Consider the following 12039-nt stretch of genomic DNA (forward strand, 5'->3'; position numbering starts at 1 on the left):
ACCGATCTTGACACGGCAGGCACGGCACACACGGCAGCGGCTATCCCAGGAACGAGGCCACCGCCTCCGTGAAGCGACAGGGGTCGTCGACCCACGGAAAGTGGCCCGCGCCTTCCTGGACGACCAGTTCGGCGTGCGGGAGCAGCTCCGCGACAGCGGCGGCGACCCGGGGCAGCGGGCCGCCGTCCCGCTCGCCCGCCAGGACCAGGATCCGCGCGTCCCACCCGGCCAGGGCGGCGCGTGCCGCGGCGGGGTCGAAGGCTCCGGCGGAGGCGTAGGCGTCCCCCGCCGGCTCGTTGGTCTGCTCGACCTCTCCGGCGGCGTGCGCCTCGGCGGCCGCGTCCCAGCGCCCGTAGAAGAACGGCATCGCCGCGTCGAAGTCGGCGTCGGTCGCGGTGCCGTCCCAGATCCGTCCGTACGCCCCACGCGCGCCGGCGAACCACGGTTCGCCGGCGCGCAGGGCGGCCGCTTCGAGTCGGTGCTCCGTGGTGAAGTCGACGCCTAGGGCGCGTGCGCGTGCGGCGACCATCGTGAGGGTGCGGACGCGCCGGGGGTACCTGGCCGCGTAGAGCAGCGCGAGGTCACCGGCCGCCGAATGCGCGAGCAGATCGACGCTCTCCAGGCCGAGCCGGACGCGCAGCGCCTCGACGTCGCCGACCTGCCGGTCGCAGCGGTACGTGGACGGGTCCGCCGGGACTTCGGAGTCGCCCGTGCCGCGCAGGTCGAGCAGCACGAGGCGCCGTCGCTTCGAGAGCCCGCCTAGATCGCCGAGGTAGGCGGAGGCGCGCATGGGCCCACCGGGCAGGCAGATGAGGGGCTCACCCTCTCCCGCGACGTGGTAGGCGAGCCGGGTGCCGTCGGGTGCGGTGAAGGCGGGCATGGCGTCATCCTCGGTCCGCGCGCCGATCATGGCAAGCGGATTGGTGCCCGCTGGGCGGGGCCGGGAGTCACCGGCGGGGATCCGGATCGGGTACGCGCGTGAACTCCCTTACGGCCGAGGCCAGTTCAGTGGGTTGGTCCAAGGGAACGAGGGTGTAGCTGTCCCCGATCTCGACCAACTGCCCCTGCGGGAGGAGTTCGGCGAGGCGCCGCCCGTGGGCGAGCGGCATCACGCGGTCGTCGCGCGCCCAGACGACGAGCGCGGGCCGGTCGAACACCGGCAGGCGCTCCGCCGCCCGGAGCAGGACGCGGGTGTCGGCGAAGACCGCGCGCAGCATCCGTACGGCATCGCGGCGGATGTCCGGCTGTGTGATGACGGGCCTCATCCACCGGCCGGTCGCGGCGCCGCCCCGTTTGGTCAGCCACCCGAACGCGACCGGCAGCCGCCGCACCGCGCCGATGCGCATCTGCTGCATGAACAGCCCGAACATCCTTGGCGACAGCTTCCCCGCGAGAGCGAGCGTCCTGCCGGTCAGCCCCGGCGGAAGGTTGTCGAACGCCTCGCACGAGACCAGCACCACGCGGCCCACGCGCTCGGCGGCGCCCTCGGCGATGACCAGTTGGACGAGCGCCCCGCCGGTGTCGTTGCCGACGAGGGTGACGTCGCGCAGGTCGAGACGGTCGAGGAACTCGACCACGAGTCGGGCGACCCCGGGCAGCGACAGATCGGCGTCGTCGCGCATCGCGCGGCGGTGCGCGCCCAGGGGCAGCGTCGGCGCCACGCACCGGTGCTCGCCGGACAGTTCCGCGATCGGCCCGTCCCAGAGCGAGGCGTCCATCATCAGGCCGTGCAGGAGGACGACCGTGGGGCCACCGCTGTCCGCGTCCGCGTCGCCCCGCACTCCCGTGTCCTCGTACTCGACGGTCCCTGCGGTCAGCTCGATCTCCCTCATGACCTGCTCCGGGCCGAAGGATCAGCGGTGACGGCGGCACCATGGCCGACGGGTGGCGTCTCACCGAGCAAGTGGCGCTGCAGAAAAGCGAGTTCGGCCTCGACGGCCGGCTCGTGCGCCTCCATGAAGGGCGCGTAGTGCCCTCCCGGCAGGTGGACCACCTCTGCCTGCGGTGCTCGCCGCGCCGCGTCGACGGCCGGCCCCGGCAGGGCGGACCGATCCTGGTCGCAGACGACGACCAGCAGGGGACACCGAGCCTGGGACGCCCGGCGGCCCGGCCGGTAGAAGCTGAGGCCCAGCGCCGAGCGGGCGGCGACCTCCTGCTGCCAGTCCGGGTAGCGGTTGCCCGGGTTGAGCGCCCGGTCGCCCTCGTTCCCGTCCGGCGTGGTGAGCATCGCCACGGTCCCGGGCGGACCGGCGAGCGGCATCAGCCGGGGCTCACGTCCGACGAGACCACCGGCGGCATCGAGGAGACCCCTCACGGTGAGCCGGAGCATCCCCCATGGCGTCTGATACGCCATCGCCCTTCGCGACGCCACGGGCCCGTCGGCCAGCGGCGTCTGCGCGATCGCCGCAGCCAACTGCGGTGCGCGCGCAGCGATTTGGAAGATGTGACCGCCCGAGGCCGAGAACCCCCAGGCCGCGACGCGTGCGGGGTCGACCTCCGGCAGGGCCGCGGCGCACGCGATCGCGGCCCGCCAGTCGGCGAGCTGTTCCTTGACGTCCAGGATCTGGCGCGGCGCGCCCCCGCTCTCACCGAAGCGCCGGTAGTCGAAGGCGAGGACACTGAACCCGGCGCCGTGGAAGCGCGCCGCGAACGGGTCGGTGCCCGGCTCCTTGGTCACGCCGCCGCCGGGCGCCATGATCACGCACGCACCGTTCGTCCCCGGGTAGTGCCACGCGGCGCATTCGGTGCCGCCGCTGGGGAATCGGACTTTCTCCCGCTCCATGGGCATCCGCATGACCGGCCTCCGAGTGGACCCGCGTGGATCCGAGTGGATGAGAAGCACTCTCACCAAAGTGAACCACGTGGTTCACAACCTGTCCACGGACTCCGGCCACGGAGTCCGGCCGGATCGGATGCGGCCCGGCGCCGGGGTCACGCCTCCGCGGCCTCCTCCCGCTCCAGCGCGCGGGCGAGCGCCTCGAACCCGGCGGCGACGCCCTCGGCGTCACCGCTGGTCCTCGCGTCCACCAGAAAGCCCCGGAGCGTGGCGAGGACCATCTCGGCGACCTCGAGCTTGCGACGGTCGGACCAGTGCCCGGGGCACACGGACAGCAGAGTGGGCAGATACTGCTGCGACGCCTCACGGCCCAGCGCCGCGTGGCGCTCCGGGTCGTACATCGCCAGCCCGATGGCCTGGTCGAGCACGCGCGCCTCCGCTCCCACGAGGATCGGCCAGACCGCGCGCACCCAGTCCGCCAGCGTCCTGCGGTCGTGGCCCTCGGTGGCGGCCGCGAGCGCCTTCGCGATGCGCCGCTCACGCAGCTGGACGATCGCCTGCGTGAGCAGGTCGTCGGCCCCGTCGAAGTGGTAGAGCAGCACCTTGTGCGTGGTGCCGGCCGCGCGCGCCGCGCGCCGGAGCGAGAAGTCCACGAGTCCGTTGACCTCTAGGTCGTCGGTGACGAGGGCGAGGAGCTCCCGCCGCCGGGCCTCGCCGCGCGGCGACCCGGCCGACCGCCGGTATCCCGCCCGTCCTGGTGAGCCGTCGTCGGCAGGGGTGTTCACATCGGCGGCTTCCATGGCCGGTCCTCCTCGCGCAGCGAACGCTGGGGCCGACCTTAGCCCCCGGGGACGGACCATGATCAAGCTCAGCCGGAGGTCTCGCAGGGGACCCGGTCAGCGAGGGAGCGCAGCCACCGGTCGCGGGCGCCGCAGCAGCCACTGCCAGAAGCCGCGGCGGGGCGGCCTGGGCGGCCGTATCGCGATGCTGCCGCCGTGCACCTCCCCCGTCATCTGGATGCGCAGTCTGACCGGTGTCGCGGGCTCGGGCCGCGCCTGATGGCGCACACTGCCGCTGCGTACGGCCACGTCGTCGACGTCGGCGACGACGTCCGGCGGCACGAGCAGCGTCACCGACCCGCTGCGCACCGCGACCTCGATCTCCAGGGTGGGCGCCGCGATGACGGCCTGGGTGAAGTCGAGGACGACGGAACCGCTCCTCGACTCGATCTCCAGACGCCTCGGGACGGCCCAGCCGCCGTCCCGCTTCGCGCTCGCGCTGTCGACGACGATCCGCGACGCATCCTTCGGAGCGGCGGCCGCGACGCCGGCGGCCCACGCGGGACCGGCGTCCGGCAGGTCGGCGAGCAGGGCCGCCAGCTCACCGTGGGTACGGGCCGTCAGAGCGGCCTCGAGCCGCTCGTCCAGCTCGTCCGCGGTCAGCCGGCCGTCACCGGCGGCGACGGTCAGCCGCTCCACGACCTGGTCGCGCTCCTCGTGCGACGCGCGCAGTTCGCGGCGGTCTGGCACCATTTCACCGGGCATGGACGCACTCTAGTGGCGTTGCCGCCGCCCGCGGAACCGGGCCCCGGCGGCCGTCCGCGATCGGCCCACCCCGTCAGGAGTCCAGTACCGCCGCGACGCCCTCGATCTCCACGAGCTGGTCGTGGTACCCCAGCACGGTGACCCCCATCAACGTGCTGGGGACGTCGTGGTCGCCGAACGCGTCACGGACCACCTCCCACGCCGTCACGAGGTCCGCCTGTCGCGTGGACGCGACGAGGACGCGGGTGCTGATCACGTCGTCGAGGGTGGCGCCGGACTCGGCGAGCGCCGTCCGCATGTTCTCCACGGCCTTCGCCGCCTGTCCGGCGTAGTCGCCGACGGCCGCCGTCGAGCCGTCCTCGTTCAGCGGACAGGCCCCCGCGAGAAAGATCAGCCGCGCTTCGGCGGGAGCCGTGGCCGCGTAGGCGTACTCGGCGACGTCGGACAGCGAGGACGAGCGGATCAGCGAGACGGCGCGGGGCACGTGGATTCCCTTCGGAGCGGGCACGACGGGCGGTCATCCTCGCAAGGAACCTCGGCGGGCGCCCCTGATTTTCCCGGCGCGGGGGCGTGCGCGTGGCGAACAGCCGCCGTCATCGTCACACGAGGTGAAGAATGGACGAGAGGGGCAGACCACCCTCAGGACGGAGCCGGGCGCCGTGGGGACGAGCGAACACAGCGATGCCACCGAGCAGCGCCTCGACGCGGCGGACGCCGCGCCGGTCCTGCTCGACACACACGGAGTGGTGTCCGGCTGGTCCGGCGGGGGCGAGCGACTGCTGGGACACGCGGCCGCCGAGGTGGTGGGCCGCAAGGTGGCCGAGCTCCTGACGCCCGAGGACGCGGCCCGTCTTCCCGCGCTCGCCGAGCAGTGCAGGCGGGGCGGCGGATGGTCGGGGATCCTGACGGCGAAACACCGCGACGGGCACCCCGTCCCCCTGATGGTGCGCGTGGTCGAGGCACAGCTGTGCCCGGATCCCGAGCGCTGGATCGCGCTCGTGACGGACCTGGCGCGGACGCCCGGATGGGAGATGAGCCGTTCCGTCCTGGAGCAGATGGCCACGCGTTCCCCCCTGGGCATCGCCATCGTGGACACGGACCTGAGGTACGTGTGGTCGAACGACGCGCTGGCCCAGTTCGGCGGTGGTCCGGCGGAGGAACGCCTCGGACGCAGGCTGGCGGACATCCAGCCGGGGCTCGACTCCGAGCGGCTCGAGGCGAAGATGCGCGAGGTCCTGGAGACGGGCGAAGCGGTCGTGGGGTACGAGCAGGTGGGCCGCTTGCAGTCCACGCCGCACCGACAGAGCTGCCACGCCATGTCGTTCTCTCGGCTCAACGACGGGAACGGGTACCCCCTGGGCGTGTACTACACGGCGATGGACATCACCGACCGCTATCTGGCCCGGCAGCGGCTCGCCCTCCTGGACCGGGCCGGTGAGCACATCGGCCGGAGTCTGGACGTCGTACAGACCGCGCAGGAACTGGCGGACGTGGCGGTGCCCGGCCTCGCGGACTTCGTCTCCGTGGATCTGCTGGAGTCGGTGCTCGAAGGGGCCGAGCCGACGGCGGGGCCGCCGAGCGACTCGGAGATGGTCACGCTGCGGCGCGCGGGCCACCGGTCGGTGCGGGCCGGGGTCCCCGAGACCCTCGTCCGCATCGGGGAGACGGCTCGCTACCGCACGGAATCACCCCCCGTACGCGTCCTGACCAGTGGCGAGTCCTGGTACGCGGAGGAGGTTGATCCCGGGGACGAGGACTGGACCGCCACCGACCCCGGCCGCCCGGGGGTCTCTCTCGTCGAGCTCGGGCTGCACTCGATGATGATCGTGCCGATCCGCTCGCGCGGCATCACGATGGGTGTCACCAGCTTCTTCCGGCGCGACCGCCCCGACCCGTTCGACGCGGAGGATCTGGCGCTCGCGGAGGAGTTCGTCGCCCGGGCCGCGATCTGCGTGGACAACGCCCGCCGCTACACACGCGAACGCGACGCCGCACTCGTGCTTCAGCGGAGTCTGCTGCCGAGCCACCTGCCCGAGCAGGACGCGGTGGACGTCACCGCCTGCTACCGGCCCGCGGACGAGCTGACGGGCCTCGGCGGCGACTGGTTCGACGTCATCCCGCTGTCAGGCGCCAGGGTGGCCCTCGTCGTGGGCGACGTCCCCGGCCACGGCATCGACGGCGCCGCCGCCATGGGACGGCTGCGCACCGCGGTCCAGACGCTCGCCGATCTGGACCTGCCGCCGGAGGAGGTGCTGGCCCACCTCGACGACCTGGTCAGCAGGCGGAAGGACGACACCCTCAGCGCGGTCGAGGCCCTCGGCTCCAGCTGTCTGTACGTGGTGTACGACCCGGTCAGCGGCCAGTGCTCCATGGCGAGCTCCGCGCATCCCCCGCCCGCGCTCGTCACGCCGGACGGCACGGTCTCCTTCCCCGACCTGCCGGTCGGGCCGGCGCTCGGCACGGGCGGTCTGCCCTTCGAGGCGGCCGAGTTCCGTCTCGCCGAGGGCACTGTGCTCGCCCTGCACACCGACGGACTGCTCGCCGTCGACCCGAGGGAACCCGGCCGCGAGCCCGATCTCGACGCGGGCCGGGAGCGCCTGCGCGATGTCCTGGAGCGGTGCGACCCCTCCCTCGACGGCCTCTGCGTGGCCGTCGTCGACGCGCTGGTGCCCGCGCGCCCGAACGACGACGTGGCCCTGCTGATGGCCCGCACCCACCGCCTGGGCGCCGGGCAGGTCGCCTCCTGGGACCTGGAGAGCGACCCGGCAGTCGTCGCCGAGGCACGCAAGAAGGTCACACGGCAGCTGTCCGAGTGGGGGCTCGACGAACTCGCCTTCACCTCGGAACTCGTCGTCAGCGAACTCGTCACCAACGCGATCCGGTACGCCTCCGGGCCGATCCGGCTGCGTCTGATCGTCGAGCGTGCGCTGATCTGCGAGGTGTCCGACGCGGGCGCCAGCGCTCCGCATCTGCGGCACCCCCGCACCACCGACGAGGGCGGGCGCGGCCTGTTTCTCGTCTCCCAGTTCTCCCAGCGCTGGGGAGCGCGCTACACCCTCGACGGGAAGATCATCTGGGCCGAACAGTCCCTCACCGAGGAGACGGACGAACCGGCCGACGTGGCCGACGGACCGCCCCCGGCGACGACGCGCTGAAGCAGCGCCGCGCCAGGAACGCCGGTCGGCGAAGAGGTCGCCCGATCGCCGACGACGGTGCGCAGGTATGCAGTTGACGTGCGGCGATGCGCACGATTTCCTACTGCGATGACTGATCTCCGCATCGAGAAGGTGCAGGGCGACGCCCTGATCGAGGACTGGCGTCACGTCCACAACCTGATCATCCCGGCCGACCCGCTGTCCCTCGACGACGTGCGCGAGCGGGTGGGGCGCAACCATCTGGAGGTCGCCTATCTCGGCGACACCCTCGTGGGCTGCACGACGGTGCGCCCGCCGACGGACGACACCGCCACGGCCACGGTGATCGCCCGTGTGCTCCCCGACCACCGCCGGAAGGGCTTCGGCGAAGTCCTCTACCGGCACGGCCTGGAGCACGCGCGCACCCTGGACGCCGCCGTCATCGAGACGGTCATCCTGGCGTCCAACGTGGCCGGGGTGCGGTTCGCGGAGAAGCACGGGTTCGTGGAAGTGGAGCGATACGTGCTGCCGGAGGACCCCGCCCTCTGGTTCACGATGCGACTCGCCGAGGACGGGCTCACCTGAGTATTCGTCTATCTTGGCGCGTATGCAGTCCTACACGATCGGCCAGGCCGCCCGGCTCCTCGGCGTGAGCCCGGACACCGCACGTCGATGGGCCGACGCGGGCAGAGTGGCCACCCATCGTGACGCGGGTGGGCGGCGGCTCATCGACGGCAGGGACCTGGCCGCCCTCTCGGTCGAGGTCGCCAGGACCGGTGGCGAGGACGACATCTCGTACACCTCCGCGCGCAACGCCTTCCCGGGCATCGTCACCGCCGTGAAGCTGGGTGACGTGGCGGCCCAGGTGGAGATTCAGGCGGGCCCTCACCGGCTGGTGTCGCTGCTCACGCGTGAGGCCGTGGAGGAGCTGGGACTTGAGGTGGGCGCGGAGGCCACCGCCCGCGTGAAGTCGACGAACGTGCACATCGACCGCACCTGACGTCTGCGGGCGGCGGCCGTCTCACCGGCCTCAGGAGTCACCGGTCGCCGTGGAGCAGGAGTGCGCGCCCGCGCCGGCCGGCGCGCCACCCTCCACGATCAGGTAGTCGTCACGGATCGGGCCGCCGTCGAGCAAGGCCGGCGCAGGCCCAGCTCCTCCGAGACCCTGCCGAGCAGCCGGCCGGGCGTGAACTCGATCGCCTCGGGCGTGAGGGCGGACCGGCCGCCGGGGTAGTGGTCGATGCGCGGGAGGTCGTCGCGGGCGTATGTCTTCGGGTATCCGTCGGTCGGGTCGTCGTGCCGCGCGCAGAGCACTCTGGCCATGACGTGGGACTCCTCAACCCCGTTTCCGCAAGGTGCCGTTCAACGATCCTCACGGTGAACGCGACCGGTCCAAGGGAACGTTGCCATGCCGGGACAGGAGGATTCCCTCAAGGCCGCCGCGAGAGGGCACGGGCCGTTACGCGTCTTTGAGGTACGTCCTCAGCGGGTCGCCCAGCGCGTCCCGCAAGCCCGCCTCGCGCGCCACCTTCAGGAGCGCCTCGGCCAGGACGGACGCGGGGTCGTGCCGGGCGACCCCCAGGCCGACCCGCGGGCCGTGCGCCTGCCCGTCCAGCGGCGCCACCCGCATCCCGTCCGGTACGCCGAACATGTGCAGCCATGCGCCCGCGCGAAGTGCCGCTCACGGGTGAGCGCGACGAGGTGTTCGCGCCGGCGCAGCAGCATTCGGCACTCCGTGGGCGGTCGGGGGGTCCGGTGTGCCGGTGGTGCTCCCGCCGTGTCACGCCCACGGCGCGTAGCGGCCGTCCACGCGGATCGCGTTGATGCCGCTGATGTGCCGCGCCCCGCAGCGGTCCTGGGGCAGGACGAGCTGGGGTCCGGCCCGGTCGAGGGGCGTGTCGTCGATGGTGACGGCGAGCAGGACGGGGGCCCGCCCGAAGTCCGGGTCGATCTCCGCCCAGGACAGCAGGGCGTGATGGCCGTCCGCTCCGGTCACCGCGATCAGGAACCGCAGCCGGTCCTTGCGGCGGGCGGGGTCGAAGCCGGGCCCGGCGTCCCGCAGGACGTCGTGCAGCAGCGGGCCCGCGAAGCTGTGCTCCTGGACGCCGCTCGTGGCGCACTCGAAGCTGACCCGGGCCGTGTGCTGGGGCCACTCGAGCAGATCGGGCACCGTCAGCCGGGCCGGGCGAGCGACATCGCCGGTCAGGGCGAGCTCTGCCACCGGATCGGCGGCCGTAAGAGATTGACGCACGGACTACCACCTCCCGAATGACCGTACCCGGGCCGCCGCCACAGCACTCTCATACAAACGCACATGCCTACCCCCATCCGCACATGATCCAGCTCATGCGATGCAACAAGAGACTTCCCCCTCGCATCTGCGGCAGTATGATCCGTGCATGCGCACCTACCGGATCGGGGAGGCGGCCGCCTTGATGGGCGTCAGCGCCGACACCCTTCGACGCTGGGTCGACGGCGGGAGGCTGCATGCCGAGCGTGACGAGCTGGGCCGCCGGATCATCCCCGGGGCGGACCTGGCGTCCTTCGCCCGACAGCTGCACCGCACCGAGCGGACGAACAACGGATCCTCGGCGCGCAACCGCCTTTCCGGCATCGTCACCGAGGTGGTCCTCGGGGGTGTGTCGGCGCAGGTGGAGATCCAGGCCGGACCCTTCCGGGTCGTGGCCATGGTCAGCCGGGAGTCGGCCGAGGAGATGGAGCTGGAACCCGGTGTGCCTGCCGTCGCCGTGATCAAATCGACCAACGTGGTCGTCGAAAGTCCTTGAAGCGTCCGCCGGACGCTTCGCCGAGAATCAGCCCGATTCTTCCCAAGAGAGCCCTAGGGAGTAACCCCGTGATGACCCGTTACACGCGCCGGACCCGCCGGACCCTGCAGGTGACCGGCGTAGGCGTCGCCGCGCTGCTGGCGCTCAGCGCCTGCTCCTCCGGCTCGGACTCGTCGTCCAAGAAGGACTCCTCCTCGGCGTCCAAGGACTCCGCCAAGAAGCTCACGGGCACGGTGACCGTCTTCGCGGCGGCCTCGCTCAAGGAGAGCTTCACCACCCTGGGCAAGGACTTCGAGAAGGCCCACCCAGGTACGAAGGTGACGTTCAGCTTCGGCGGCAGTGACACCCTCGCCGCGAGCATCACCGGTGGCGCGCCGGCCGACGTGTTCGCCGCCGCCAGCCCCAAGACGATGGCGATCGTGACGGACAAGAAGGACGCGGCCACCGCCCCGTCGACGTTCGTGCGCAACCAGTTGGAGATCGCGACCCTGCCGGGCAACCCCGACAAGGTCGCCTCCCTCAAGGACCTCACCAAGTCCGGCCTCAAGGTCGTGCTCTGCGACAAGACGGTGCCGTGCGGCGCCGCCGCGCAGAAGGCGCTGGACGCCAGCAAGCTGAAGCTCACCCCGGTCTCGTACGAGCAGGACGTCAAGAGCGCCCTGACGAAGGTGGAGTTGAAGGAGGCCGACGCCGCCGTCGTCTACAAGACCGACGTGAAGGCCGCGGGCAGCAAGGTGGAGGGCGTCGAGTTCCCCGAGTCCACGAACGCCATCAACGACTACCCGATCGCGCTCCTGAAGGACGCGCCGAACGCGGAGGCGGCGAAGGAGTTCATCGCGCTCGTGCAGTCCTCCGAGGGCCAGAAGGTCCTGACGGCGGCAGGGTTCCTCAAGCCGTGACCGAGCTCGACAAGTCCGGCGCCGCGGCCGAGGTCCTCACGGGTGGCGACACCCGTGGGGCCGGGCCGCGGCGTCGGCGTGCCCGGCCGGGCGCCCGGCGCCGCGGGGTGCCGCTGCCGCTTCTGGTGCCCGCCCTCGTCGGCCTCGCGTTCCTGCTGCTGCCCCTGATCGCCCTGCTCGTACGGGCCCCTTGGCGCAGCCTGCCCGAGCAGCTGACCAGTCCGGAGGTCTGGCAGGCCCTCCAGCTGTCGCTGATCTGCGCGACGGCGGCCACGGCGGTGAGCCTGGTTCTGGGGGTGCCGCTCGCCTGGCTGCTCGCGCGCACGGAATTCCCCGGGCGCGGCCTCGTGCGGGCCCTGGTGACGCTGCCGCTCGTACTGCCCCCGGTGGTGGGCGGTGTGGCCCTGCTGCTGGCCCTCGGACGCAACGGCGTCGTCGGACAGGTGCTGGACTCGTGGTTCGGGATCACGCTGCCGTTCACCACCGCGGGGGTCGTGGTCGCGGAGTCGTTCGTGGCGATGCCGTTCCTCGTCATCAGCGTGGAGGGCACGCTGCGGGCCGCCGATCCGCGGTTCGAGGAGGCCGCCACGACGCTGGGCGCCTCCCGCTTCACGGCGTTCCGCAGGGTGACGCTGCCGCTGATCATGCCCGGCATCGCCGCGGGTGCCGTGCTCGCCTGGGCGCGCGCGCTCGGCGAGTTCGGCGCGACCATCACGTTCGCGGGCAACTTCCCCGGCCGTACGCAGACGATGCCGCTGGCCGTGTACCTGGCGCTCCAGAACGACCCGGCCGCCGCGATCGCCCTCAGCCTGGTGCTGCTCGCCGTGTCGATCGCGGTCCTCGCGGGGCTGCGGGACCGCTGGGTGACGGCATCATGACCGGCCCTGCCCTCCCCCACAC

General features: G+C 72.4%; 15 protein-coding genes. 6 read left to right on the plus strand and 9 right to left on the minus strand.

Features of this window, described 5'->3' with window-relative positions; translation table 11 throughout:
• Positions 1 to 40 precede the first annotated feature (40 nt).
• From LGI35_RS06980 to LGI35_RS07005, 6 genes are all read right to left on the minus strand, one after another.
• Entirely contained in the window at positions 41 to 880 is an 840-nt protein-coding gene (locus tag LGI35_RS06980) for an alpha/beta fold hydrolase (protein WP_227293022.1), read from the minus strand.
• Positions 881 to 947: 67 nt separating this feature from the next.
• The gene (locus LGI35_RS06985; protein WP_227293023.1) at positions 948 to 1832 is read right to left on the minus strand and encodes an alpha/beta fold hydrolase; all 885 of its coding nucleotides are present in this window, start codon (positions 1830 to 1832) and stop codon (positions 948 to 950) included.
• Positions 1829 to 2794 carry an alpha/beta hydrolase gene (locus tag LGI35_RS06990; RefSeq protein ID WP_227293024.1) on the minus strand — a complete coding sequence of 322 codons (966 nt, stop codon included), beginning with the start codon at positions 2792 to 2794 and terminating at the stop codon, positions 1829 to 1831. The genes LGI35_RS06985 and LGI35_RS06990 overlap by 4 nt, the downstream gene beginning before the upstream one ends.
• Positions 2795 to 2931: 137 nt before the next feature.
• On the minus strand, positions 2932 to 3576 hold the full coding sequence (locus LGI35_RS06995; protein WP_227293025.1) for a TetR/AcrR family transcriptional regulator: 645 nt from the start codon (positions 3574 to 3576) through the stop codon (positions 2932 to 2934).
• Between the two features lie 96 nt (positions 3577 to 3672).
• Entirely contained in the window at positions 3673 to 4320 is a 648-nt protein-coding gene (locus LGI35_RS07000) for a DUF1707 SHOCT-like domain-containing protein (protein WP_227293026.1), read from the minus strand.
• Between the two features lie 73 nt (positions 4321 to 4393).
• Entirely contained in the window at positions 4394 to 4804 is a 411-nt protein-coding gene (locus LGI35_RS07005; protein ID WP_227300224.1) for a RidA family protein, read from the minus strand.
• A 175-nt stretch (positions 4805 to 4979) separates the two neighbouring features.
• Here LGI35_RS07005 and LGI35_RS07010 point away from each other — a divergent pair, with 175 nt between their 5' ends.
• From LGI35_RS07010 to LGI35_RS07020, 3 genes are all read left to right on the plus strand, one after another.
• A complete protein-coding gene (locus LGI35_RS07010) occupies positions 4980 to 7475 on the plus strand; it encodes a SpoIIE family protein phosphatase (RefSeq protein ID WP_227300225.1) in 2496 nt (831 codons plus the stop codon).
• Between the two features lie 108 nt (positions 7476 to 7583).
• Complete coding sequence (locus LGI35_RS07015) at positions 7584 to 8039, plus strand: GNAT family N-acetyltransferase (protein ID WP_227293027.1); 456 nt, start codon at positions 7584 to 7586, stop codon at positions 8037 to 8039.
• A 22-nt stretch (positions 8040 to 8061) separates the two neighbouring features.
• Complete coding sequence (locus tag LGI35_RS07020; RefSeq protein WP_100594555.1) at positions 8062 to 8454, plus strand: TOBE domain-containing protein; 393 nt, start codon at positions 8062 to 8064, stop codon at positions 8452 to 8454.
• Between the two features lie 98 nt (positions 8455 to 8552).
• On the opposite strand, the gene LGI35_RS07025 is transcribed toward LGI35_RS07020, so the two are convergent.
• The 3 genes from LGI35_RS07025 to LGI35_RS07035 all read right to left on the minus strand — a co-directional run bounded on the left by LGI35_RS07025 (position 8553) and on the right by LGI35_RS07035 (position 9705).
• Entirely contained in the window at positions 8553 to 8777 is a 225-nt protein-coding gene (locus LGI35_RS07025; protein ID WP_227293028.1) for a hypothetical protein, read from the minus strand.
• A 136-nt stretch (positions 8778 to 8913) separates the two neighbouring features.
• The gene (locus LGI35_RS07030; RefSeq protein WP_227293029.1) at positions 8914 to 9105 is read right to left on the minus strand and encodes a hypothetical protein; all 192 of its coding nucleotides are present in this window, start codon (positions 9103 to 9105) and stop codon (positions 8914 to 8916) included.
• A gap of 129 nt (positions 9106 to 9234) precedes the next feature.
• Positions 9235 to 9705 carry a molybdopterin-dependent oxidoreductase gene (locus LGI35_RS07035; RefSeq protein ID WP_227293030.1) on the minus strand — a complete coding sequence of 157 codons (471 nt, stop codon included), beginning with the start codon at positions 9703 to 9705 and terminating at the stop codon, positions 9235 to 9237.
• A 148-nt stretch (positions 9706 to 9853) separates the two neighbouring features.
• On the opposite strand from LGI35_RS07035, the gene LGI35_RS07040 reads away from it, so the two are divergent.
• From LGI35_RS07040 to modB, 3 genes are all read left to right on the plus strand, one after another.
• Complete coding sequence (locus LGI35_RS07040) at positions 9854 to 10240, plus strand: TOBE domain-containing protein (RefSeq protein WP_227293031.1); 387 nt, start codon at positions 9854 to 9856, stop codon at positions 10238 to 10240.
• A gap of 71 nt (positions 10241 to 10311) precedes the next feature.
• Positions 10312 to 11139 carry a molybdate ABC transporter substrate-binding protein gene (gene modA, locus LGI35_RS07045; RefSeq protein WP_227293032.1) on the plus strand — a complete coding sequence of 276 codons (828 nt, stop codon included), beginning with the start codon at positions 10312 to 10314 and terminating at the stop codon, positions 11137 to 11139.
• Positions 11136 to 12017: a molybdate ABC transporter permease subunit gene (gene modB / locus LGI35_RS07050; RefSeq protein ID WP_227293033.1), complete on the plus strand. Its 882-nt coding sequence runs from the start codon at positions 11136 to 11138 to the stop codon at positions 12015 to 12017. Before modA ends, modB begins: the two co-directional genes overlap by 4 nt.
• The last annotated feature ends 22 nt before the right edge of the window (positions 12018 to 12039 follow it).

Source organism: Streptomyces longhuiensis (genome assembly GCF_020616555.1).
Classification (GTDB): Bacteria; Actinomycetota; Actinomycetes; order Streptomycetales; family Streptomycetaceae; genus Streptomyces; species Streptomyces longhuiensis.